Genomic DNA, 23,941 nt, shown 5'->3' with positions numbered 1-23,941 from the left:
CATGAATGCCGCAAAACGCCTGGAAATTTTCCGCAGGTTCCACGAAGACAATCCAGAACCGAAAACCGAGCTGGCCTATTCATCGCCGTTCGAACTGTTGATTGCGGTGATCCTCTCTGCGCAATCCACCGACGTCGGCGTCAATAAAGCCACGGCCAAGCTATTCCCGGTGGCTAACACTGCGGCGGCGATTCATGCGCTCGGCGTCGAGGGTTTGTCCGAGTACATCAAGACGATCGGGCTGTACAACAGCAAGGCGAAGAATGTCATCGAGACGTGCCGCATGCTGGTGGAGCTGCATGGCGGTGAGGTGCCGCAAACCCGCGAAGCGCTTGAGGCGCTGCCAGGCGTCGGCAGAAAGACAGCGAATGTGGTACTGAACACGGCCTTCCGGCAGTTGACCATGGCCGTCGACACCCATATTTTCCGGGTCAGTAACCGAACCGGCCTTGCCCCTGGAAAGAATGTCGTCGAAGTCGAACACAAGCTGATGAAATTTGTGCCCAAGCCATTTCTCCTCGACTCCCACCACTGGTTAATCTTGCATGGCCGTTATGTGTGCCTGGCACGCAAGCCTCGGTGTGGCAGCTGCAGGATCGAAGACCTGTGCGAATTCAAGCAAAAAACCTCCGACGATTGAGGCGCTATTGGTTTTATTGATTTATCGATTGAAAAAATCTTTTTTACCCGCCAGGAGATTGTCGATATAAGAGGCGCCAATGGCTCTCTTAGCCTGGAGTTAACCTTATGAGTACTGGCAAAGAACAACTGGACGTAGAAGACGACTTCGCCCCTGTCGAGACCGATGATGCAGAGCCTATGGTGGAGGTCGCAAAGACCAACCTGAACAAGCGTCGCACCATCGATAATCTCCTCGAGGAGCGACGTCTGCAAAAGCAGTTGGCCGATTACGACTTTGACCTCTGACCGCTGAAGCCTCCCACCGTGGAGGCTTTTGTCATTTAGCGATCCACCCCCCCAAAGAACTCCACTGGCGAAATGCAGGGCTAGCCGCCTTGTACCCTCGCACTTCAGACCAGGCCATTTCGCTGGGCCAGCTCAATCAGATCGACCAGCGAGCGAGCGTTCAGCTTGAGCAGAAGCCGAGTTTTGTAAGTACTGACGGTTTTATTGCTGAGAAACATGCCATCGGCTATTTCCTTGTTGGTCTTGCCCCGGGCCAATTGCTGCAACACCATCATCTCTCTTCCGGACAAGCGCTCTACCATATCCGACTCACTGCTATTGCCCAGCGACGAGCGGACTGAGTGCAATGCCTGATTCGGAAAGTAACTGTAGCCGGACAACACCGCCTTGATAGCGCTGAGTAGTTCGGTGAGTTCCTGCTGTTTGCAGACATAACCAAATGCCCCCGCCTGCATGCAACGCATCGAAAAATGCCCGGGTGTCTGTGAGGTCAGCACCAGTACTTTCACGGAAAAGCTCATCGAATTCAAACGCGCAATGACTTCCAGACCATCCAGTTTGGGAATGCCTATATCCAGTATGACGATATCCGGCATGTGTTCACGGGCAAGTTGCAATGCATCCACGCCATTGTCCGTTTCAGCAATAACTTCGTAGCCATGACGCTCCATTAGCATGCGTACAGCAAGTCGAATGACGGGGTGATCATCCACGATCAGCACTTTATTCATGGGCAAGTCCAATTTTCGCTGTTCGAATTTTTAGAGCCCGCACAATAGCCTAGTCGTTTCGACCTTGGGATGCTGCCCGGGCCAAGCACCCCCACCGAGAGACAGTCCCTACAAATATCAAGGATTAATCCTACAGGAATTCACAAAAAACAATGTCTCTTAAAGTTTAAGACCACCATGCGCCCTGCACTAATTACGCATTTTCGCCCATGACAAGGAGAGAAAATCGAACTAATATTTAGGATACAACTGCGTCTTTTTTTCGCCAGACTCTATTCAAATAACAACAACCCAAACCTAGCGAACAGCACCTGATGAATGACTTTATCTCGGCAAAATTTTCGCCCCACGGCATAAAAACCAACAAACACTCAAACCAACCAACACTAAGAAGACATCCAGCAACAACATTAAACAACGAACCCCATTAAGTTTTATTGCACCCAACGCTCCCCACAGAAATTATGGCACGACATAGACGGGCTGCCTCTTAACACCGTCATCGAAAGCCCTTCAAATATCAATCGAGTAACCAGCATGAAAGTATTCCAGAAAAAAATCGCCAACCCCATGACAATCATTGCGATCTTCGCAGCACTGTCCGAAACTTCCGCTGCGGTGTCATTGCCCTTCCTCGATGAGGATGACCGGGAAGTATATATATGGTTTTTAATCAGCTTCCCCTTCTACCTGCTGTTTCTGTTTTTTATCACCCTCAACTTCAACTATAAATCCCTGTATGCACCTTCGGACTTCCAGAAGAGCAAGCAGTTTTTGAAGGTGATCGATGACACCACGCGGGGCGAGAAAAAATCCGCTTCTGCCACGGCCCAGGCAAAAAAGCTAAACGCCGCACGCACAGACCCGCGAAAGAGCCCTGGGGCGGTAAAAACCAAGCCTGACTACCTGCTTCCCAGCACCCAGGACCCGCCCCCTGGCATCACCTTCATCAACCACCTGTGCCCTCAACAGCAGTTGCCCCTGCCCGTCTCGGTGCACTACATACGTATTGTCGATGCCCGGTGGATCCGCAAGAAAAAGGACACCTGTCAGTTGATGGAGAAGCTCGATCAACCCCGGCCTAGCCAACCCAGACTGACAATGCTGCTGACGTGCCAGGAGTCGGAGCCACTGCTCAATGAAAAGTTGAAGAAGTCCGATGTCAAAGCACTCAATGCTCAGGATTCTGTGTGCTTGTTCTATAACGTGAGCACGCAGGCAATGACTGTTGTTGCGCAAGACTGATTGGCGTCTTGATGCAGTGACAGACCGGCTGGATGGTTTTTCAACGAGGCAGGAACAACAGGAGGGAGGAACTGGTGCAATTGCAGATAACGGCGCTACTGCCCGGGTGACAGATTAGCGTTTGGCCATCAAGGCCCACAGAATACGTCGCGCCCGTTGTGCACCCGCCTCAAGCGGGCGCACAACGGTTGCTCAGCGCAACAGCATCAGAACAACTTGCGGCCCTTGTTGGCAGCAATGCGCATACGCAGGGCGTTGAGCTTGATGAAGCCCGCTGCATCTGCCTGGTTGTAAGCGCCGCCATCTTCTTCGAAGGTAGCGATATTGGCGTCGAACAACGACTCGTCGGACTTGCGACCGGTAACGATCACGTTGCCCTTGTACAGCTTCAGGCGAACCACGCCATTCACGTGTACCTGAGAAGCATCGATCATCTGTTGCAGCATCAGACGCTCAGGACTCCACCAGTAGCCGGTGTAGATCAGGCTGGCGTACTTGGGCATCAACTCGTCTTTGAGGTGAGCCACTTCGCGGTCCAGGGTGATCGATTCGATCGCCCGGTGAGCGCGCAGCATGATGGTGCCGCCTGGGGTTTCGTAGCAGCCACGGGACTTCATGCCCACATAACGGTTCTCGACGATGTCGAGACGACCGATACCGTGTTCGCCACCGATACGGTTGAGGGTCGCCAGCACGGTGGCCGGGGTCATTTCGACGCCGTCCAGTGCAACGATGTCGCCGTTGCGGTAGGTCAGTTCCAGGTACTGCGGTTTGTCTGGAGCGTTCTCCGGGGAGACGGTCCATTTCCACATGTCTTCTTCGTGCTCGGTCCAGGTATCTTCCAGCACGCCGCCTTCATAGGAGATGTGCAGCAGGTTGGCGTCCATCGAGTACGGGGATTTCTTCTTGCCGTGGCGCTCGATCGGGATCGCGTGCTTCTCGGCGTAGTCCATCAGCTTCTCGCGGGACAGCAGGTCCCACTCACGCCATGGAGCAATGACTTTTACCCCTGGCTTGAGGGCATAGGCCCCCAGCTCAAAACGAACCTGGTCGTTACCTTTGCCGGTGGCGCCGTGGGAAATGGCGTCAGCACCGGTTTCATTGGCGATTTCGATCAGGCGCTTGGCGATCAACGGACGTGCGATGGAAGTACCCAGCAGGTACTCGCCTTCGTAGACGGTATTGGCACGGAACATCGGGAACACGAAATCACGCACGAATTCTTCGCGCAGATCGTCGATGTAGATTTCTTTGACGCCCATGGCTTGTGCCTTGGCGCGAGCCGGTTCGACCTCTTCGCCTTGACCCAGGTCAGCGGTGAATGTCACCACTTCACAGTTATAAGTATCCTGCAGCCACTTGAGGATCACCGAAGTGTCCAGGCCGCCGGAATACGCCAGAACGACCTTGTTTACGTCCGCCATGCCATCACTCCACGGGGTTCTACGGAAAGCCGATAAGTCTAACGCTGCGAGCGGAGAAATTACAGAGGCGCGACAGCTTATGACGACGAAGCGACAGATTATGTCGAACGGGCGACGATTTCGACGGGATCAGGAAGTCGCTGCCGCGCCGCCCGCAGAGCTGACTTTAGGGGCAGGATCGGCCGCAGGTTCGAGTCGCTCGAGTTGCACGCTGACTCGACGGTTTTTGGCCCGGTTGGCGGCACTGCTATTGGGGGCCACGGGATATCGCTCACCGTGAAAACGCAGGGTCACCTGTGACTCCTGGACCCCGTTGGCCTTGAGGTAATCCATCACGGCCAGGGCCCTGCGCCGCGACAAGTCACGGTTGGTCAGGCGATTGCCGCTGTTATCGGAATGGCCGTCAATTTGAATGTGATTGACCGTCGGATCAGCCTTCATGAAGCTCAGCATGGCCTGCAAGCGGCTTTTCGCCTGGGCATCGAGTTCGATTCCGCCCCCTGGGAAACCCACCGCGGCCTGCTTCACCTGCTCGTAGTTCATCGGTAGCAACTTGGCCACGCAGCCCTGGTAATCAGCGTAGGACTTGCTGAAACTGACGGGCAGCAAGCGCACTTCCGACACCCGGCCGTCAGGCGCGGAATGCCGGATCAACGGACTGCGGCCCTCCAGCAAGCCACCGATCAGGCGACCGGCCTGCATCTGCGAACTGTTGAACAGCACCTCGCCACTGCCTAGCCTGACCGACCCCAGGTTGATGTCGCCACGCCCGGGCTGCCAGGGTGCCGCCGCCGCCAGCAAGGTCGCCGAGCCACCGGTCAGCATCGGGTTATAGGCTTTCAAGCGAAAGGTGGCCTGCTCGCCCGCCCGCCGCACGAACTCGCCCGTACCGAAATCGGTGATCGGTTGGGTCAGGCGGCATTCGAACTTGTCACCCTCGACCTTCCACTCAGTGCTCTCCAGGCGCGTCTGGAAAGTGAGTGCCATGGCAGGAAGGCTGGCGAACACACTGAGCAAGGCTAGATAACGCTGGCGCACGGGAGGCTCCACTGACTTCTGCAACAAAAAGACCGATACACATGTTTACGGCATACCTTGGTGATATCGGTTACGTCCGACAAAACTTGATAGCGAGTGCCTGCAAGAGTCTTTTCCGGTAGCATTCCCATGAGTTTGACCCGCCTGGAATCCCCAATGTCCGACCGCCTGACCCTGCTGCGTCCCGACGACTGGCATATTCATCTTCGCGATGGTGCTGCGTTGCCCAATACTGTCGCGGATGTCGCGCGCACCTTTGGTCGCGCGATCATCATGCCCAACCTGGTACCACCGGTGCGCAATGCCGCTGAAGCCGACGCCTACCGCCAGCGCATTCTCGCTGTGCGCCCGGCCGGCAGCCGCTTTGAACCGCTGATGGTGCTCTACCTGACCGACCGCACCACCGCGGACGAAATCCGCACCGCCAAGGCCAGCGGTTTCGTGCACGCCGCCAAGTTGTATCCGGCCGGCGCGACAACCAACTCGGACTCCGGTGTCACCAGCATCGACAAGATCTTCCCAGCGATCGAGGCCATGGCCGAAGTCGGGATGCCCTTGCTGATCCACGGTGAAATCACCCGCGGCGACGTCGATGTCTTCGATCGCGAGAAAATCTTCATCGACGAGCACATGCGTCGGCTCGTCGAGCGTTTTCCTACGCTCAAGGTGGTGTTCGAACACATCACCACCAGCGATGCCGTGCAGTTCGTCAACGAGGCCTCGGCCAACGTGGGCGCCACCATCACCGCGCACCACCTGCTGTACAACCGCAATCACATGCTGGTTGGCGGGATTCGCCCGCACTTCTACTGCCTGCCGATCCTCAAGCGCAACACCCACCAGGTCGCCCTGCTGGATGCCGCGACCAGTGGCAGTGAAAAGTTCTTCCTCGGTACCGACTCGGCTCCCCATGCCCAGCACGCCAAGGAAGCCGCCTGTGGTTGTGCCGGCTGCTACACCGCCTATGCCGCGATCGAGCTGTACGCCGAGGCGTTTGAACAGCGTAATGCGCTGGACAAGCTCGAAGCCTTCGCCAGCCTCAACGGCCCGCGTTTCTACGGCCTGCCGGCAAACACCGATCGCATTACCCTGGTCCGCGAAGAGTGGACCGCCCCAACCAGCCTGCCGTTCGGCGAGCTGACTGTCATCCCGCTGCGCGCCGGTGAAAAACTGCGCTGGCGCCTGCTGGAGGAACACGCGTGAGTGAAGACCATTACGACGACGAACAGGAAGGTCAAGGCGGTGGCGGCTCACGTCACCCGATGGCAGCCAGGTTTCGGGGATATCTGCCAGTCGTCGTTGACGTTGAAACCGGTGGTTTCAACTGTGCCACTGACGCCCTGCTGGAAATCGCCGCGACGACCATCGCCATGGACGAAAAGGGTTTTGTGTTCCCGGACCACACCTACTTCTTCCGTGTAGAGCCGTTCGAAGGCGCCAACATCGAAGCGGCGGCGCTGGAGTTCACCGGCATCAAGCTCGATCATCCGCTGCGCATGGCCGTAAGCGAAGAGACGGCCCTGACCGACATCTTCCGCGGTGTGCGCAAGGCGTTGAAAGCCAATGGCTGCAAACGGGCGATCCTGGTCGGCCACAACAGCAGTTTCGATTTGGGCTTCCTCAATGCCGCCGTGGCGCGCCTGGACATGAAGCGCAACCCGTTCCACCCGTTCTCCAGCTTCGACACCGCGACACTGGCGGGTCTGGCCTACGGTCAAACCGTGCTGGCCAAGGCTTGCCAGGCAGCAGACATCGACTTCGACGGTCGCGAGGCCCACTCGGCTCGCTACGACACCGAGAAGACCGCTGATCTGTTCTGCGGCATCGTCAACCGCTGGAAGCAAATGGGTGGCTGGGAAGACTTCAACGACTGATCGGTCGCAGGTTGTTCTCGCCCCAAAAAAACCGGCCACTAGGGCTAATGCCGATCAGTTAAGCCGTCCCGCTTGACCTTTGGCCGCAAGAAATCAAAATCCGATGCCTGTACTGGCATCGGATTTTTTTATGCGTCTCGCTCGGGCACTGGAACTGACCCACAACATCGCCTCCACCCCCAACGCCATCGAGGGATTGGATTCCTTACTCGACCCCTCTTTGGTCGAGCAGGCACTTGAGCAGGCAGGCGTAGCAACCCTGCGTAAGCGGCGTTTGCCGCTGGAAATGATGCTTTGGTGCGTGATCTCCATGGCCTTTTTTCGGCGCATGTCGGCCTGGGATGTGGTCAGCCGCATGAACATCATGCTGCCAGGCCAGCGCCCGTTGGAGGCGCCCAGCGCCGTAGTCCAAGCTCGTCAGAGATTGGGCAGCGAAGCTGTACGACAAGTCTTCGATCTGACTCAGAAAAGCTGGCATGAGGCGGCCGGTCATCCGACTTGGGCCGGTTTGCGCTTGCTGGGTGTCGACGGCGTCGTCTGGCGTACGCCCGACACACCGCAAAACCGTGCGCGTTACGACTCCGCCAGCAACCAGCATGGTGATACTGGTTTCCCTCAGGTGCGCATGGTTTGCCAAATGGAATTGACCAGTCACTTACTGATCGGCAGCGCGTTTGACGGCTATCGCAGCAACGAAATGAAACTGGCGGAGCAACTGATCGAAACCACACCGGATCACTCGCTGACGCTGTTTGATCGAGGCTTCTACTCCTTGGGTTTACTGCACCAATGGCAGCAAGCAGGCACCGAGCGTCATTGGCTGATGCCACTGCGCAAAGGTGCGCAGTACGAAGTGATTCAGCGTTTGGGCCGTCAGGATGCAGTGGTCTCGTTAAGCACTTCGCCACAGGCCCGCAAACAATGGCCGGGGCTGCCGGAGCGCCTGACCGCGCGACTGCTGAGCAAAACCGTCAAGGGAAAGGTGTGTCAGATCCTGACCTCAATGGCCGACCCGCTGCGCTTCCCGTCCGACGAAATCGTTGAACTGTACAGCCAGCGATGGGAGATCGAATTAGGCTTTCGGGAAATGAAACAGACGCTGCTCAACAGCAGCTATACGTTGCGCAGTAAAACGCCCGAGATGATCGAGCAGGAATTATGGGGAGTGTTGTTGGGCTACAACTTGTTGCGCTATCAGATGGTGGAAATGAGTCGCCACTGCCCCGGTATTTACCCATGCGAAATGAGCTTTACCGCCTGCACTTGGGCGATTCTCGGATTTATCAACAGTGTCTCGGCTGATCGTTCCGGGAACATCCCCAAATACCTGGCCGAGCTTCATGCTTCAGCCATCCACTACGTCCTACCTCATCGACGGGAGGAGCGCGTTTATCCTCGGGCGATTCGGCTGAAATCGCCGAAGTACCCGATCAAAAATAAAAATGCCAGTCAGCTTAACTGACTGGCATTAGCCACTAGGGCCGGTTTTTTTATGCCTGAAACGCGTGGCTTACAGCTTGCCAGCGTTCTCGGTCAGGTAAGCGGCAACGCCTTCTGGCGAAGCAGTCATACCTTTGTCGCCTTTTTTCCAGTTGGCTGGGCAAACTTCGCCGTGCTCTTCGTGGAACTGCAGCGCGTCGACCAGGCGGATCAGCTCTTCCATGTTACGGCCCAGTGGCAGGTCGTTGACGATCTGCGAGCGGACAACGCCTTTGTCGTCGATCAGGAACGCGCCACGGAAAGCCACGCCGCCTTCGGATTCAACGTCGTACGCCTTGGCGATGTCGTGCTTCATGTCAGCAGCCATGATGTACTGGACCTGACCGATGCCGCCGGCATTGATCGGGGTGTTGCGCCAGGCGTTGTGGGTGAAGTGCGAGTCGATCGACACTGCGATCACTTCCACGTTGCGCGCCTTGAAGTCAGCCATGCGGTGGTCCAGAGCGATCAGCTCGGACGGGCAAACGAAGGTGAAGTCCAGCGGGTAGAAGAACACCAGGCCGTATTTGCCTTTGATGGCCGAGGACAGGGTGAAGCTGTCAACGATTTCGCCATTGCCGAGTACGGCCGGTACGGTGAAGTCAGGGGCTTGTTTGCCTACAAGTACGCTCATTGGATATCTCCTGGTGTAGTGCGTGAAGAAGGGTAGCGATCCAGTCTGCCGCCGGTAAACGACAGCTTCATGAATCGGCTACCGTTCGCAAAGACCGACCATCATACACTGCGTTTTTGACCTGTTGCCATGTAGCCGTTCGTCAGGCAAGCAGCGATCGATCACAACAGGCGCGGAAAGCACTTTGACAATCATTCTCGTTAACATTAAGATCCATCGCAATTGAGCCACAACCCGCGATAGGTTCTCACTCTATGTATGTCTGCCTCTGCACTGGCGTCACCGACGGCAAGATCCGCGATGCAATCTACGAAGGTTGCTGCAGCTACCGTGAGGTGCGCGAAGCCACCGGCGTTGCCAGCCAATGCGGCAAATGCGCCTGCCTTGCCAAGCAGGTGGTCCGCGAAACCCTCGCCGATCTGCAGATGAGCCAGGCGGCCATCCCCTATCCCGTAGAATTTTCCGCCGCATAAGTAACCCATCTCAAAGAACCGGACTTAGTGTCCGGTTTTTTTATGCCTGTAATTCAATCGCTTAGCGTCAGGATGCGGAACACAAACATTCTTATTCCGATTAATTTTTATATATTATTCAATAACTTAGGTTTGACACTAAGAAGTTGCAGGCTCAGACTCCGCCTTATATACCGCACTTAAGGACAGGACCCCATCATGAAAGGCGACGTAACAGTCATCCAGCATCTCAACAAGATCCTTGCCAATGAGCTGGTCGCAATTAATCAGTACTTCCTGCATGCCCGCATGTACGAAGATTGGGGCCTGAACAAGCTGGGCAAGCACGAGTACAAAGAATCCATCGACGAGATGAAACACGCGGACAAGCTGATCAAGCGCATCCTGTTTCTTGAAGGCCTGCCAAACGTCCAGGACCTGGGCAAGCTGCACATCGGTGAACACACCAAGGAAATGCTCGAGTGCGACCTGCGCATCGAGCGCACCGGTCACGCCGACCTGAAGACCGCCATCGCCCACTGCGAGACCGTCGGCGACTTCGGCAGCCGTGAACTGCTCGAAGACATTCTCGAGTCCGAGGAAGAACATATCGACTGGCTGGAAACCCAACTGGGCCTGATCGATAAAGTCGGCATCGAGAACTATCTGCAATCGCAGATGGGTGAATAACACCAAGTTAACGCCCATTAAAAAAGCCCCGCCCTCTTATCGAGAGGCGGGGCTTTTTTTGATCCGCAGCAAGTGTTCGCTGGCAAGCCAGCGCCTACACCACTTAGGCTTCGGTCTTGCCGGCAGCAGCCTTTTCCACAGCAGCCTTGATGGTCGCCTGCAGCGAACCGTCGGCAGCCATTTCGGTCATGATGTCGCTACCGCCAACCAATTCACCACCGACCCACAGCTGTGGGAAGGTTGGCCAGTTGGCGTACTTTGGCAGGTTGGCGCGGATTTCCGGGTTCTGCAGGATGTCCACGTAAGCGAACTTCTCACCACAGCCCATGACAGCCTGCGCGGCTTTCGCGGAGAAGCCACATTGTGGGGCATTCGGCGAGCCTTTCATGTAAAGCAGAATGGTGTTGTTGGCAATCTGCTCTTTAATCGTTTCGATGATATCCATGGAGCACCTCGGCTGAACTTTCCGACTCAGTTGTCGGCACGGTGGCGCATTGTAACGGAAAGACCGGCGCGATGCTCGGTCTCCCCGACAGACATGCCTAGGCCGCAGCCACCGTCACCGGCACACCATTGAGTGCGGCGTTGCCCGACAACTCATCCAGCTGACGCTCATCCGTCAGGTCGTTGGCGCTCGCCCCCGGTTGCGCCGTGGCGATGCCCATCTGCACCCCAGGCCGGGCATGGCCCCAGCCATGGGGCAGGCTGACCACGCCCCTCATCATCTCGAGACTGCCCAGCACATCGACTTCGATCTCGCCGACCCGCGAACTGACCCGCACCCGCTGACCGTCGCTGAGCCCGCGCTGGGCGAGGTCGTCCGGATGCATCAACAACTGATGCCGCGGCTTGCCCTTCACCAGGCGGTGGTAGTTGTGCATCCACGAATTGTTGCTGCGCACATGGCGTCGGCCAATCATCACCAACTCATCCGCCGCCGGCGCTTGCAACGCGGCAAAGCGCTGCAGATCCGCGAGAATCGCCGCTGGCGCCGCTTGCACGTGCTGATTGGCCGTTTTCAGGCGTGGCCCCAGGTTGGCCTTCAGCGGCCCCAGATCGACGCCATGGGGATGATCGAACAGGCGGGTCACCGAGAGTTTGTACTGGGAGGCATCACCGTAGCGACCGGCACGCAAGGCAAAGTCGATCATCTGTGCCGGCGGCAGCGTCGGCTTGAGCTCCTTGCCCGTCCTGGCCGCAAAGGCCTTGGCCAGGCCGACGAAGATTTCCCAATCATGCAGCGCGCCCGCGGGCTTGGGCAGGATCGCCCGGTTGAAGCGGCTGACATTGCGCACCGCGAACATATTGAACGTGGTGTCGTAATGATCGTTTTCCAACGCCGAGGTCGAAGGCAGGATCAGGTCCGCATAACGCGTGGTTTCGTTGATGTACAGGTCAATGCTGACCATGAACTCCAGCCCATCCAGCGCCTGCTCCAGTTGCCGGCCATTGGGCGTCGACAACACCGGATTGCCAGCCACCGTGATCAGCGCGCGAATCTGCCCCTCGCCGCCGGTGAGCATTTCTTCGGCCAGGGCCGACACCGGCAACTCACCGGCGTATTCCGGCCGCCCGGAGACCCGGCTTTGCCACAAATTGAAATGCCCGCCCGAGGTCGACGCCACCAGATCAACCGCAGGTTCCGTGCACAGCGCCCCGCCGACCCGGTCCAGATTGCCGGTAACCAGGTTGATCAACTGCACCAGCCAATGACACAAAGTGCCAAAGGCCTGGGTCGAAACCCCCATGCGCCCATAACAGACCGCCGTCGGCGCGGCGGCAAAATCCCGCGCCAATTGGCGGATCTGCTCGGCAGGCACCGCACACAACGGGCTCATGGCCTCGGCATTGAACGGCGCAATCGCCTGGCGTACTTGATCCAGCCCATCCACTGGCAAATGACTGTCGCGGCTCAGGCCTTCGCTGAACAAGGTATTGAGCACGCCAAACAGCAACGCCGCATCGCCCCCGGGTCGGACAAAAATATGTTGGTCGGCCATCGCGGCCGTCTCGCTGCGCCGTGGATCGACCACCACCACTTTGCCGCCACGCGCCTGGATCGCCTTCAAGCGTTTTTCCACATCCGGCACCGTCATGATGCTGCCGTTGGACGCCAGCGGATTGCCGCCCAGGATCAGCATGAAATCGGTGTGATCGATGTCGGGGATCGGCAGCAGCAACCCGTGGCCATACATCAAGTGACTGGTCAGGTGATGGGGCAACTGGTCCACGGACGTCGCGGAGAAGCGATTGCGGCTCTTCAACAACCCGAGGAAATAATTGCTGTGGGTCATCAGCCCGTAGTTATGCACGCTGGGGTTGCCCTGATACACCGCCACCGCGTTCTGCCCATGACGCTCCTGAATCGTCGCCAGGCGCTCGGCGACCAGGGCAAAGGCCTCGTCCCAGCCAATCGCCTGCCACTCGTTCCCGACGCGCTGCATAGGCTGGCGCAGGCGATCGGGATCGTTCTGGATATCCTGCAACGCCACCGCCTTGGGACAGATATGACCCCGACTGAAGCTGTCCAGCGGGTCGCCCTTGATCGAGGTGATCTGCAGGCCCGCGCTGTCGCTGGCGGTGGTTTCGATGGTCAAGCCGCAGATGGCTTCACACAGGTGGCAGGCACGGTGGTTAAGAGTCTTGGTCATGGCCAGTCTCTGTTTTATTCGGGGCAACCAGGGCGCGGTTGCGGGAGTAAAACTATGGGCCGAGTCCGCCCCCTGCACCAGCGACGTTCATCTTGTGAATCGACGGCCATCAGGCCTGCCGATAGCGCCCTGCTACCGGGCGACCGGCAGGGCGAAAACCGACCGCTACGCCCGCCCATGCGCTGCGCTCGATTGCCAAGGCGCGCGGGGGCAGTGTACAAAGGGCTTGCTGCTGTCAGGAAACAGGCTTCAAAAGCGCTACTGCGGTCACCCCGTAGCCCCTCTGAAATCCCCTAAACACCGTAGCCTATTGGTAAGACGCGACATTTAATGTCAATATTGCGCCTTCCCCTATTTCGTCGCCCCGTGCGGCTTACGCCGCAGGTCTCGCCCGTTTTTTTAATTAAACAAGGCTTTGAGTATCTGCGGTCCGTTGCAAAAGGTAGTCAATGATGAGCGCAAGGCACTTTCTCTCCCTGATGGATTGCACGCCCGAAGAGCTGGTCAGCGTGATCCGTCGAGGCATTGAGCTCAAAGACCTGCGTAACCGCGGCGTACTGTTCGAGCCGTTGAAAAACCGCGTCCTGGGGATGATCTTCGAGAAGTCCTCGACCCGGACTCGCCTGTCGTTCGAAGCCGGCATGATCCAGCTCGGCGGCCAGGCCATCTTCCTCTCGCCGCGCGACACCCAACTGGGCCGTGGCGAGCCGATTGGCGACTGCGCCATCGTCATGTCGCGCATGCTCGACGCCGTGATGATCCGCACCTTTGCCCACAGCACCCTGACCGAATTCGCCGCCAACTCCCGCGTGCCAGTGATAAACGGCCTGTCCGATGACCTGCACCCGTGCCAGTTGCTGGCCGACATGCAAACCTTCCTTGAGCACCGTGGTTCGATCCAGGGCAAGACCGTGGCCTGGATCGGCGACGGCAACAACATGTGCAACAGCTATATAGAAGCGGCCATCCAGTTCGACTTCCAGTTGCGCATCGCCTGCCCCGAGGGCTACGAGCCGAACCCGCAGTTCGTGGCGGCGGCTGGCGATCGCGTGACCATCGTCCGCGACCCCAAGGATGCCGTGCGTGGCGCGCACCTGGTGAGCACCGATGTCTGGACCTCCATGGGCCAGGAAGAAGAAACCGCCAAGCGCCTCAAACTGTTTGCGCCCTACCAGGTCAACCGCGCCCTGCTCGACCTGGCGGCCGAAGATGTCCTGTTCATGCACTGCCTGCCGGCTCACCGCGGCGAAGAAATCAGCCTCGACCTGCTCGACGACGGCCGCTCAGTGGCCTGGGACCAGGCAGAAAACCGCCTGCACGCGCAAAAGGCCTTGCTCGAATTCCTCGTTCCCCCGGCGTACCACCACGCATGAGTCATACACTACTGCTGAACCTGCGCAACCTGGCCTGCGGCTACCAGGACCAGCGCGTTGTACAGAACCTCAACCTGCACCTCAATGCCGGCGACATTGGCTGCCTGCTCGGCTCCTCCGGCTGTGGCAAGACCACCACCCTGCGGGCCATCGCCGGCTTTGAACCCGTCCACGAAGGGGAAATCCAGTTGGCGGGAGAGACCATCTCCAGCGCCGGTTTCACCCTCGCGCCGGAGAAACGGCGGATCGGCATGGTGTTCCAGGACTACGCACTGTTCCCGCACCTGAGCGTGGCAGACAACATCGCCTTCGGCATTCGCAAGCATCCGAACAAAGACCGGGTCACCGCCGAGATGCTCGAACTGGTGAACCTGAAGAACCTCGGCAAGCGCTTCCCCCACGAACTCTCCGGCGGCCAGCAGCAACGGGTAGCCCTGGCCCGCGCACTGGCACCGGAGCCGCAACTGCTGCTGCTCGATGAACCCTTCTCCAACCTCGATGGTGAACTGCGCCGCAAGCTCAGCCACGAAGTCCGTGACATCCTCAAGAGCCGTGGCACCAGTGCGATTCTGGTGACCCACGACCAGGAGGAAGCCTTCGCGGTCAGCGATCAGGTCGGGGTATTCAAGGAAGGTCGACTGGAGCAGTGGGACACGCCCTACAACCTGTACCACGAGCCCCTGACACCGTTTGTCGCCAGCTTTATCGGCCAGGGTTACTTCATTCGTGGCCAGTTGCAGACCCCAGAGTCGGTGCAGACCGAACTCGGCGAGCTGCGTGGCAACCGCGCCTACACCTGGCCGACCGGTGGCGCCGTGGACGTGCTGCTACGTCCCGACGATATCGTCTACGCCCCGGACAGTGCGCTGAAAGCCCGGATCATCGGCAAGACCTTCCTTGGCGCCTCGACGTTGTACCGCCTGCAACTGCCCACCGGCAGCCAGCTCGAATCGATCTTCCCAAGCCACGCCGATCACTTGGTGGGTGACGATGTCGGCATTCGCGTGGCCGCCGAACACCTGGTGCTGTTCCAGGCATCCGGCAGCACCGCGGCACAGATTCCAGCCGTTGAATCCGGAGTCCGCCGGTACAGCCAGGCCAGTTGATCCTCAAGGGTGCATGCACAATCTGCGCGCACCAAGAACCACCGTGGGAGCGAGCGGAATACCGCCCGCTTCGCGCCTACGCAAGCCGCGACGTCAGTCTCAGCCCAGCAGCAACGTCCCGCTGGCCACCAGCGTCGCAGCCCCGCCAATCTTCACCCGATCGCCTTCCAGGCGGCAGAGCAACTCCCCGCCCCGCGCCGAACACTGGTAGGCCGTCAGACTGGTTTTATCCAGTTGCTGCGCCCAGTAAGGAATCAGCAGGCAATGGGTCGAGCCGGTGACAGGGTCTTCGTTGATGCCGATGGCCGGGGCAAAATAGCGCGAGACAAAATCATGTTGCGTGCCGCGTGCGGTGACAATTGCCCCCAGCCAAGGCAACTTCGCCAGGGCCGCCATGTCCGGCTGGCAATCGCGCACAGCCTGCTCCGACTCAAGCACCACAAACAACTCGTTGGAGCCCAGCACTTCCACGGGCTGAACCCCCAGCGCTGCGGCAATCAGCGGATTGGCCGCCACACCACTCGGCGTGATCCTCGGGAAATCCAGCCACAGCCGCCCACCTTCGCGGGTCACGCGCAATGGCCCGGACTTGCTGATGAAATCCAGGCTTTCCAGTGGCTCTTCATACAGGTCGAACAACACATGGGCGCTGGCCAGGGTCGCGTGGCCGCACAACGGCACTTCCGTGGTCGGGGTGAACCAGCGGATATGCCAACCCTGGGCCTCACGCACCACAAACGCGGTCTCGGCGAGGTTGTGCTCGGCGGCGATGTTCTGCATCAGCTCATCACTGAGCCAGGCCTCGAGTCGGTAAACCATCGCCGGGTTGCCACTGAACGGACGGTCGCTGAAGGCATCGACCTGATGAAACGCTAACTCCATGATTGCTCTCCTTTTGTGTAGGCGAGCACGAGCATGCGGCAGCGCTGGTTGGGTTGCCAGTGACAGAGCCCGTGGATTTTCACCATACAGCCAATGGGTCAAGCCCGACCGATGTCAGCGAACCCGGCCTGGGTATGCTCGGCCAGCACCGCAGGGGCCAACTCGACTTCCAGGCCGCGTCGACCGGCACTGACATAAATAGTCGCAAAAGCGTGAGCACTGCTGTCGATGAAGGTGCGCAGCCGTTTCTTCTGCCCCAACGGGCTGATTCCCCCCAGCAAGTACCCGGTTGCCCGCTGCGCGGCAGCGGGGTCGGCCATCTCGACTTTCTTGACCCCGGCGGCATGGGCCAGCGCCTTCAAATCCAGACTTCCGACGACCGGCACCACAGCAACCAACAACTCGCCTTTCTCACTGGCCGCAAGCAAGGTCTTGAACACCTGGGCCGGCTGCAACCCAAGCTTTTCCGCCGCCTCCAACCCGTACGAAGCGGCCTTGGGATCATGTTCATAACTGTGTACACGGTGTTCGGCACGCACTTTTTTCAGCAGATCCAATGCAGGGGTCATGGCAGCTCCAAGCCAACGAAAGAACACTAAACACAGCGCCGGATTCTAGGTCATCACGCGGCAAAAGGCTCTAGGACCGCCCTGCTATCCCATCGTGGACGCAACCCGCCAGGCAAATCACGGCCGTTGCCACCCTCTCAAGACGCGATCATTCACCCGAACAATAGTTGATTTGTGACTGACTGTTCACTTTCGACCTTTGACATCAGCGTTTCTTGTCTATATTTTTTCGTTTCCGAATGCCACACGACAATTCCTACGCAACACCCAGCAGTAAGCCGAGACCAGGATGGGGATCCTGCTTCGGTGAAAATCGCGCTCGATCTCTTATGGGACGAGCGCCCGACAACAACAAAAAACGAGGTTTTCATGAGCACTGCTTTACAACAACCACCCCTCTCGAGCCAATGCATGGCCGAGTTCCTGGGCACTGCGCTACTGATATTTTTTGGTACTGGCTGCGTCGCCGCTCTCAAAGTCGCGGGTGCCAGCTTTGGCCTGTGGGAAATCAGCATCATCTGGGGCGTCGGCGTCAGCATGGCGATCTACCTGACCGCAGGCGTTTCCGGTGCTCACCTGAACCCGGCCGTCAGCATTGCCCTGAGCATCTTCACCGACTTTGAAAAACGTAAACTGCCCTTCTACATCCTGTCCCAGGTGGCGGGCGCCTTCTGCGGGGCGTTGTTGGTTTACACGCTTTACAGCAACCTGTTCTTCGATTTCGAACAAACCCAGCAGATGGTTCGCGGCAGCCAGGCCAGCCTGGAATTGGCGTCGGTGTTTTCCACCTTCCCCAACCCGGCCCTGTCCACCGGCCAGGCGTTCCTGGTCGAGATGATCATCACCGCCATCCTGATGGGCGTGATCATGTCCCTGACCGACGATAACAACGGCCTGCCCAAGGGCCCGCTGGCACCGCTGCTGATCGGCCTGCTGATCGCAGTGATCGGCAGCTCGATGGGACCACTGACCGGCTTCGCGATGAACCCGGCACGGGATTTCGGCCCTAAACTAATGACTTTCTTCGCTGGCTGGGGTGAAATTTCCTTCACCGGCGGCCGGGATGTTCCCTATTTCCTGATTCCGATTTTTGCTCCGATTGTCGGTGCCTGCCTCGGCGCTGCGGCCTATCGCGGGCTGATTGCCCGTCACCTGCCCGGCGCCGCACCTGCTACAACAGAGGCAGAACCGGCGATGGATGGCAAAACCCGAATTTCCTGATACCGGCGGCGCGTGATCCTGCCCACCATTGATCATGCGCCCCGATCCACCCCTTATTTCGTCCAAGGCAATCGACATGACCGACACACAGAATAAGAACTACATCATTGCCCTTGATCAGGGTACGACCAGCTCGCGCGCGATCATTTTCGACCGCGACGCCAACGTGGTCTGCACCGCTCAACGCGAATTCGCCCAGCATTACCCACAAGCCGGCTGGGTTGAACATGACCCGATGGAAATCTTCGCCACCCAGAGCGCGGTGATGGTCGAGGCCCTGGCACAAGCCGGCCTGCATCATGACCAGGTGGCCGCCATCGGCATCACCAACCAGCGTGAAACCACCGTGGTCTGGGACAAGACCAGCGGCCGGCCGATCTACAACGCCATCGTCTGGCAGTGCCGCCGCAGCACCGAGATCTGCCAGCAGCTCAAGCGCGATGGCCACGAGCAATACATCAGCGACACCACCGGCCTGGTCACCGACCCGTACTTCTCCGGCACCAAGCTGAAGTGGATCCTGGACAACGTCGAAGGCAGCCGCGAGCGTGCGCGCAACGGCGAGTTGCTGTTCGGCACGGTCGACAGCTGGCTGATCTGGAAATTTACCGGCGGCAAGACCCACGTCACCGACTACACCAACGCCTCGCGCACCATGCTCTTCAACATCCACACCCTGGAGTGGGACGCGAAGATGCTCGAGCTGCTGGACATCCCGCGCGAGATGTTGCCGCAGGTGAAGTCCTCGTCAGAAATCTATGGCCACACCAAGAGCGGCATTGCCATCGGCGGCATCGCCGGCGACCAGCAAGCGGCCCTGTTCGGCCAGATGTGCGTGGAGCCCGGCCAGGCGAAAAACACCTACGGCACCGGCTGCTTCCTGCTGATGAACACCGGCAGCAAGGCCGTCAAATCCAGCCACGGCATGCTCACCACCATCGCCTGCGGTCCGCGCGGCGAAGTGGCCTACGCCCTGGAAGGCGCCGTGTTCAACGGCGGCTCTACCGTGCAGTGGCTGCGCGACGAACTGAAGATCATCAACGACGCCCACGACACCGAGTACTTCGCCAACAAGGTCAAGGACAGCAACGGTGTGTACCTGGTACCCGCCTTCACCGGCCTCGGCGCTCCGTACTGGGACCCCTACGCCCGCGGCGCCCTGTTCGGCCTGACTCGCGGCGTACGGGTCGACCACATCATTCGCGCAGCCCTGGAGTCGATTGCCTACCAGACCCGCGACGTGCTCGACGCCATGCAACAGGACTCCGGCGAACGCCTCAAGGCCTTGCGTGTGGACGGCGGTGCAGTGGCGAACAACTTCCTCATGCAGTTCCAGGCCGACATCCTCGGCACCCAGGTCGAGCGCCCACAAATGCGCGAGACCACGGCCCTGGGTGCAGCGTACCTGGCGGGCCTGGCCTGCGGCTTCTGGGGCAGCCTGGAAGAACTGCGCGGCAAGGCAGTGATCGAGCGCGAATTCGACCCGCAACTGGAAGAAAACGCCAAGGAAAAACTCTATGCCGGCTGGAAAAAAGCCGTCAGCCGCACCCGTGATTGGGAACCGCACGAAGGCGAGGAATAAGCCAAGGGCCGGACAGTGTTCGGCAGGTAACTGGTCGGGAGGGGATTCCTGCGGCATCATGGGCAAATTTTGCACGGCAGCCCAAAGGACGCCCCATGAATCTGCCTCCCCGTCAGCAGCAAATCCTCGAACTGGTCCGCGAACGCGGCTACGTCAGCATCGAGGAAATGGCACAGTTGTTCGTAGTTACTCCGCAGACCATTCGCCGCGATATCAATCAACTGGCCGAAGACAACCTGTTGCGCCGCTACCATGGCGGCGCAGCCTATGATTCCAGCGTGGAAAACACGGCATACGCCATGCGTGCCGACCAGATGCGTGACGAGAAGCAGCGCATCGGCGAAGCCATCGCCCGTCAAATCCCCGACCACGCCTCGCTGTTCATCAATATCGGCACCACCACCGAGTCCATCGCCCGGGCGCTGCTCAACCACAGCCACCTGAAAATCATCACCAACAACCTGCACGTGGCCTCCATGCTCAGCGCCAAGGATGATTTCGACGTGCTGCTCACCGGTGGCAACGTACGCCGCGACGGTGGGGTTGTCGGCCAGGCCAGCGTCGACTTCATCAACCAGTTCAAGGTCGACTATGCCCTGGTGGGCATCAGTGGCATCGACGAAGACGGCAGCCTGCTGGACTTCGATTACCAGGAAGTGCGGGTATCCCAGGCGATCATCGCCAATGCCCGGCAAGTGATCCTGGCGGCTGACTCCAGCAAGTTCGGGCGCAACGCCATGATTCGCCTGGGACCGATCACCCTGATCGATTGCCTGGTCACCGATCAACAGCCCGTGCCCGCCCTCGCCCAACTGTTGAGCCAGAACAAGATTCGCCTGGAAGTCGTTTAGTCGCCGCCCCGCTTCATCCCCCCAGACGCCATCGCACACAGGTTCAGCGCCCCTTAGCGGGAGCGAGCCTGCTCGCGATGGCGACGCCGCCCGCCCCTCCCTGGCGCCACGCCACCCCGCATAAATGTTCGAAATTTTTCTTTTAGTCACCGTTCGATGAGTTTTTTCAATCGAAACGGACTGGCTGTGGGCGACTTTATGGGCTACCATTTTCGCAAATGAACATTAATGTTCGTATTCCAATACATAAAGCCAAAAATGCCCGAGGCCTGCCGATGCCCACTTCCACCTTGCCGACACCCCCGCTTGCCGAGATCTATGACGTCGCCGTGATTGGTGGTGGGATCAATGGCGTCGGGATTGCGGCGGATGCTGCCGGCCGCGGGCTTTCAGTGTTCCTTTGCGAAAAGGACGACCTGGCCAGCCACACCTCGTCCGCCAGCAGCAAGCTGATCCACGGCGGCCTGCGCTACCTGGAACATTACGAATTCCGCCTGGTGCGCGAAGCCCTGGCCGAACGCGAAGTGCTGCTGGCCAAGGCCCCGCACATCGTCAAGCAGATGCGCTTTGTACTGCCCCACCGCCCGCACCTGCGCCCGGCCTGGATGATTCGCGCCGGCCTGTTCCTCTACGACAACCTGGGCAAGCGGGAAAAACTCGCCGGCTCCAAAAGCCTGAAGTTCGGTGCCGACAGCGCCTTGAAAAGCGAAATCAGCAAGGGCTTCGAGTACTCCGATTGCTGGGTCGACGACGCCCGCCTGGTGGTCCTCAATGCCATGGCCGCCCGTGAAAAAGGCGCCCACGTGCACACCCAGACCCGCTGTGTCAGCGCTCGACGCAGCAAGGGCCTGTGGCACCTGCACCTTGAACGTGCCGATGGCAGCCTGTTCTCGATCCGCGCCAAGGCGCTGGTGAACGCCGCCGGCCCCTGGGTCGCCAAGTTCATTCGTGATGACCTGAAGATGGAATCGCCCTACGGCATTCGCCTGATCCAGGGCAGCCACCTGATCGTGCCCAAACTGTACGAAGGCGAGCACGCGCACATCCTGCAAAACGAAGACCAGCGCATCGTGTTCACCATTCCGTACCTCAATCAATTCACCCTGATTGGCACCACGGACCGCGAATACACCGGCGACCCGGCTAACGTGGCGATCACCGAGGGCGAAACCGATTACCTGATCCAGGTGGTCAATGCGCACTTCAAGAAACAGATCAGCCGTGACGACATCCTGCACACCTATTCCGGTGTGCGCCCGTTGTGCAACGACGAATCCGACAACCCATCGGCCGTGACCCGCGACTACACCCTGGCCCTCTCCGGCAGCGGTGAAGAAGCGCCTCTACTGTCGGTGTTCGGCGGCAAGCTGACCACCTACCGCAAGCTGGCCGAGTCGGCCATGGTCCAACTGGCCCCCTACTTCAAGCAGATGAAACCGAACTGGACCGCCCAGGCAACCCTGCCTGGCGGCGAAGACATGAGCACCCCGCAGGCCCTAAGCGCCTTGATTCGCGACAAATTCGACTGGATCCCCACGCAAATCGCCCGCCGCTGGGCCACCACCTACGGCAGCCGCACCTGGCGCATGCTCGAAGGCGTACAGGGCCTGAACGACATGGGCGAGCACCTGGGTGGCGGGCTCTACACCCGTGAAGTCGATTACCTGTGCCAGCAGGAATGGGCCACCACCGCCCATGACATTCTCTGGCGGCGCACCAAGCTCGGCCTGTTCACCACGGCCGACGAACAGGCGAACGTACAGCACTATCTGCACAAGCTGGAAGTCAACCGCAGCAAGATCGAAGCGGCCTGATCCACTCGCCGGGCACACAACAGCCCCTGGACCTCACGGTTCAGGGGCTTTTTGCATTCAAAAGCCCGGAGCACTGGCCCGGATAGCATTCGGTTTTCCGAACGCGACCCGACGGTCAATTCGGTTAACCGGACCAGGCGTAGGAATCAGATTCGCCATAAATATTTAATATCCTTATAAATCAATAATTTAGATAACTATTCCTGGCTTGGCACGACTCATGCTCTACACTCTTGGACGAACGCCTGAGGTGCCAACACTTCAGGAGCCCCCAGGTGTTCAGCAGTACAAGAGAGCCGAAGAACTGGCTCCATAAAAAAAACAATGTCGAGGAAAATTTGATGCGTATCGTTCCCCATATCCTGGGCGCAGCCATCGCTGCCGCTCTGATCAGCACGCCAGTTTTCGCCGCCGAACTCACCGGCACCCTGAAGAAGATCAAAGAGTCCGGCACCATCACCCTGGGCCATCGCGACGCTTCCATCCCGTTTTCCTACATTGCAGACGCTTCCGGCAAACCAGTCGGCTACTCCCACGACATCCAGATGCAAGTCGTCGAAGCCCTGAAAAAAGACCTGGACCTGCCGAACCTGCAAGTCAAATACAACCTGGTCACCTCGCAAACCCGTATCCCGCTGGTACAGAACGGCACCGTTGACCTTGAGTGCGGTTCCACCACCAACAACGTCGAGCGTCAGCAACAGGTTGACTTCTCGGTCGGCATTTTCGAAATCGGTACTCGCCTGCTGTCCAAAAAGGACTCCAAGTACAAGGATTTCGACGATCTTAAAGGCAAGAACGTCGTAACCACCGCTGGCACCACGTCCGAGCGCATCCTCAAGTCGATGAACGCCGACAAGCAGATGGGCATGAACGTGATCTCCGCCAAGGACCACGGCGAATCCTTCCAGATGCTGGAATCGGGCCGTGCCGTTGCCTTCATGATGGACGACGCCCTGCTGGCCGGTGAAGCGGCCAAGGCCAAGAAAGCTTCCGACTGGGAAGTGACTGGCACGCCACAGTCCTATGAAATCTATGGCTGCATGGTGCGCAAAGGCGACGAGCCGTTCAAGAAAGCGGTCGATGATGCCATCAAGGCCACCTACGCTTCGGGCCAGATCAACAAGATCTACGACAAGTGGTTCCAGGCGCCAATCCCGCCTAAAGGCCTGAACCTGAACTTCCCGATGAGCGACGAGCTCAAGGCCCTGATCGCCAATCCGACCGACAAAGCGGCTGACGACAAGAAATCCTGATTTCTGACTAGTCTTACCTCCTGAGAGGGCCACTGCCCTTTCGGGAGGTTGTCACTACCTGCTGGCATTTTTGGAAACACTCGAACCGGTGGTTGTCGAGCCGACCGCGTGTGCCCGACCGTCGACGTCGGGTGGGAACGGA

23 protein-coding genes are annotated in these 23,941 nt (G+C 58.8%); 15 read left to right on the top strand and 8 right to left on the bottom strand.

The window, feature by feature from the left end; genetic code table 11:
* The first annotated feature begins 1 nt into the window (after position 1).
* Both nth and Q1W70_RS15965 read left to right on the top strand, forming a co-directional pair.
* On the top strand, positions 2 to 640 hold the full coding sequence (nth, locus tag Q1W70_RS15970) for an endonuclease III (protein WP_166592972.1): 639 nt from the start codon (positions 2 to 4) through the stop codon (positions 638 to 640).
* Between the two features lie 107 nt (positions 641 to 747).
* A complete protein-coding gene (locus tag Q1W70_RS15965; RefSeq protein WP_166592971.1) occupies positions 748 to 927 on the top strand; it encodes a PA3496 family putative envelope integrity protein in 180 nt (59 codons plus the stop codon).
* 104 nt (positions 928 to 1,031) lie between these two features.
* Here Q1W70_RS15965 and Q1W70_RS15960 read toward each other — a convergent pair whose 3' ends face one another.
* Positions 1,032 to 1,658 carry a response regulator transcription factor gene (locus tag Q1W70_RS15960; RefSeq protein WP_166592970.1) on the bottom strand — a complete coding sequence of 209 codons (627 nt, stop codon included), beginning with the start codon at positions 1,656 to 1,658 and terminating at the stop codon, positions 1,032 to 1,034.
* Positions 1,659 to 2,195: 537 nt separating this feature from the next.
* Here Q1W70_RS15960 and Q1W70_RS15955 point away from each other — a divergent pair.
* A complete protein-coding gene (locus Q1W70_RS15955; RefSeq protein WP_166592969.1) occupies positions 2,196 to 2,903 on the top strand; it encodes a hypothetical protein in 708 nt (235 codons plus the stop codon).
* Positions 2,904 to 3,109: 206 nt separating this feature from the next.
* Here Q1W70_RS15955 and Q1W70_RS15950 read toward each other — a convergent pair whose 3' ends face one another.
* Complete coding sequence (locus tag Q1W70_RS15950) at positions 3,110 to 4,327, bottom strand: argininosuccinate synthase (protein WP_029295244.1); 1,218 nt, start codon at positions 4,325 to 4,327, stop codon at positions 3,110 to 3,112.
* Positions 4,328 to 4,456: 129 nt separating this feature from the next.
* The gene (locus Q1W70_RS15945) at positions 4,457 to 5,365 is read right to left on the bottom strand and encodes a flagellar protein MotY (protein WP_166592968.1); all 909 of its coding nucleotides are present in this window, start codon (positions 5,363 to 5,365) and stop codon (positions 4,457 to 4,459) included.
* A gap of 156 nt (positions 5,366 to 5,521) precedes the next feature.
* On the opposite strand from Q1W70_RS15945, the gene pyrC reads away from it, so the two are divergent.
* The 3 genes from pyrC to Q1W70_RS15930 all read left to right on the top strand — a co-directional run bounded on the left by pyrC (position 5,522) and on the right by Q1W70_RS15930 (position 8,701).
* Complete coding sequence (gene pyrC, locus Q1W70_RS15940) at positions 5,522 to 6,568, top strand: dihydroorotase (protein WP_166592983.1); 1,047 nt, start codon at positions 5,522 to 5,524, stop codon at positions 6,566 to 6,568.
* On the top strand, positions 6,565 to 7,239 hold the full coding sequence (rnt, locus tag Q1W70_RS15935; protein ID WP_095165917.1) for a ribonuclease T: 675 nt from the start codon (positions 6,565 to 6,567) through the stop codon (positions 7,237 to 7,239). Before pyrC ends, rnt begins: the two co-directional genes overlap by 4 nt.
* 130 nt (positions 7,240 to 7,369) lie before the next feature.
* A complete protein-coding gene (locus Q1W70_RS15930; RefSeq protein WP_302098897.1) occupies positions 7,370 to 8,701 on the top strand; it encodes an IS4 family transposase in 1,332 nt (443 codons plus the stop codon).
* Positions 8,702 to 8,749: 48 nt separating this feature from the next.
* On the opposite strand, the gene Q1W70_RS15925 is transcribed toward Q1W70_RS15930, so the two are convergent.
* A complete protein-coding gene (locus tag Q1W70_RS15925; RefSeq protein WP_019693358.1) occupies positions 8,750 to 9,352 on the bottom strand; it encodes a peroxiredoxin in 603 nt (200 codons plus the stop codon).
* Between the two features lie 254 nt (positions 9,353 to 9,606).
* Here Q1W70_RS15925 and Q1W70_RS15920 point away from each other — a divergent pair, with 254 nt between their 5' ends.
* Positions 9,607 to 9,825, top strand: a complete 219-nt coding sequence (locus tag Q1W70_RS15920) for a bacterioferritin-associated ferredoxin (protein WP_166590028.1) — start codon at positions 9,607 to 9,609, stop codon at positions 9,823 to 9,825.
* Between the two features lie 198 nt (positions 9,826 to 10,023).
* Entirely contained in the window at positions 10,024 to 10,494 is a 471-nt protein-coding gene (gene bfr, locus Q1W70_RS15915; protein ID WP_095165921.1) for a bacterioferritin, read from the top strand.
* 103 nt (positions 10,495 to 10,597) lie between these two features.
* On the opposite strand, the gene grxD is transcribed toward bfr, so the two are convergent.
* Positions 10,598 to 10,939: a Grx4 family monothiol glutaredoxin gene (grxD, locus tag Q1W70_RS15910; protein ID WP_166590029.1), complete on the bottom strand. Its 342-nt coding sequence runs from the start codon at positions 10,937 to 10,939 to the stop codon at positions 10,598 to 10,600.
* A gap of 97 nt (positions 10,940 to 11,036) precedes the next feature.
* Positions 11,037 to 13,145 (bottom strand): molybdopterin oxidoreductase family protein, encoded by a 2,109-nt coding sequence (locus tag Q1W70_RS15905; RefSeq protein ID WP_302097564.1) that lies wholly within the window; start codon positions 13,143 to 13,145, stop codon positions 11,037 to 11,039.
* A gap of 452 nt (positions 13,146 to 13,597) precedes the next feature.
* Between Q1W70_RS15905 and argF the strand changes: the two genes are divergently transcribed.
* The gene (gene argF / locus Q1W70_RS15900; protein WP_095165926.1) at positions 13,598 to 14,518 is read left to right on the top strand and encodes an ornithine carbamoyltransferase; all 921 of its coding nucleotides are present in this window, start codon (positions 13,598 to 13,600) and stop codon (positions 14,516 to 14,518) included.
* Positions 14,515 to 15,624 (top strand): ABC transporter ATP-binding protein, encoded by a 1,110-nt coding sequence (locus Q1W70_RS15895; protein ID WP_166590031.1) that lies wholly within the window; start codon positions 14,515 to 14,517, stop codon positions 15,622 to 15,624. Before argF ends, Q1W70_RS15895 begins: the two co-directional genes overlap by 4 nt.
* Positions 15,625 to 15,723: 99 nt before the next feature.
* Here the strand turns inward: Q1W70_RS15895 and Q1W70_RS15890 are convergent, their stop codons facing one another.
* Together Q1W70_RS15890 and ybaK are read right to left on the bottom strand one after the other, a co-directional pair.
* Positions 15,724 to 16,506: a PhzF family phenazine biosynthesis protein gene (locus Q1W70_RS15890; RefSeq protein WP_302097563.1), complete on the bottom strand. Its 783-nt coding sequence runs from the start codon at positions 16,504 to 16,506 to the stop codon at positions 15,724 to 15,726.
* 98 nt (positions 16,507 to 16,604) lie between these two features.
* Positions 16,605 to 17,075 carry a Cys-tRNA(Pro) deacylase gene (gene ybaK / locus Q1W70_RS15885; protein WP_302097562.1) on the bottom strand — a complete coding sequence of 157 codons (471 nt, stop codon included), beginning with the start codon at positions 17,073 to 17,075 and terminating at the stop codon, positions 16,605 to 16,607.
* Between the two features lie 369 nt (positions 17,076 to 17,444).
* Here ybaK and Q1W70_RS15880 point away from each other — a divergent pair, with 369 nt between their 5' ends.
* The 5 genes from Q1W70_RS15880 (at position 17,445) to Q1W70_RS15860 (ending at position 23,799) form a co-directional block, all read left to right on the top strand.
* Positions 17,445 to 18,296, top strand: a complete 852-nt coding sequence (locus tag Q1W70_RS15880) for an MIP/aquaporin family protein (RefSeq protein WP_166590034.1) — start codon at positions 17,445 to 17,447, stop codon at positions 18,294 to 18,296.
* A gap of 76 nt (positions 18,297 to 18,372) precedes the next feature.
* On the top strand, positions 18,373 to 19,878 hold the full coding sequence (gene glpK, locus Q1W70_RS15875; protein ID WP_166590035.1) for a glycerol kinase GlpK: 1,506 nt from the start codon (positions 18,373 to 18,375) through the stop codon (positions 19,876 to 19,878).
* 95 nt (positions 19,879 to 19,973) lie between these two features.
* Positions 19,974 to 20,729, top strand: coding sequence for a DeoR family transcriptional regulator (locus tag Q1W70_RS15870; protein ID WP_166590036.1), 756 nt, complete (start codon positions 19,974 to 19,976; stop codon positions 20,727 to 20,729).
* A gap of 275 nt (positions 20,730 to 21,004) precedes the next feature.
* Complete coding sequence (glpD, locus tag Q1W70_RS15865) at positions 21,005 to 22,543, top strand: glycerol-3-phosphate dehydrogenase (protein WP_302097561.1); 1,539 nt, start codon at positions 21,005 to 21,007, stop codon at positions 22,541 to 22,543.
* Positions 22,544 to 22,884: 341 nt separating this feature from the next.
* A complete protein-coding gene (locus Q1W70_RS15860; RefSeq protein WP_166590038.1) occupies positions 22,885 to 23,799 on the top strand; it encodes a glutamate/aspartate ABC transporter substrate-binding protein in 915 nt (304 codons plus the stop codon).
* The last annotated feature ends 142 nt before the right edge of the window (positions 23,800 to 23,941 follow it).

The organism is Pseudomonas kielensis, from assembly GCF_030505375.1.
Taxonomy (GTDB): Bacteria; Pseudomonadota; Gammaproteobacteria; order Pseudomonadales; family Pseudomonadaceae; genus Aquipseudomonas; species Aquipseudomonas kielensis.
This window is presented reverse-complemented; position numbering and strand designations above follow the sequence as displayed.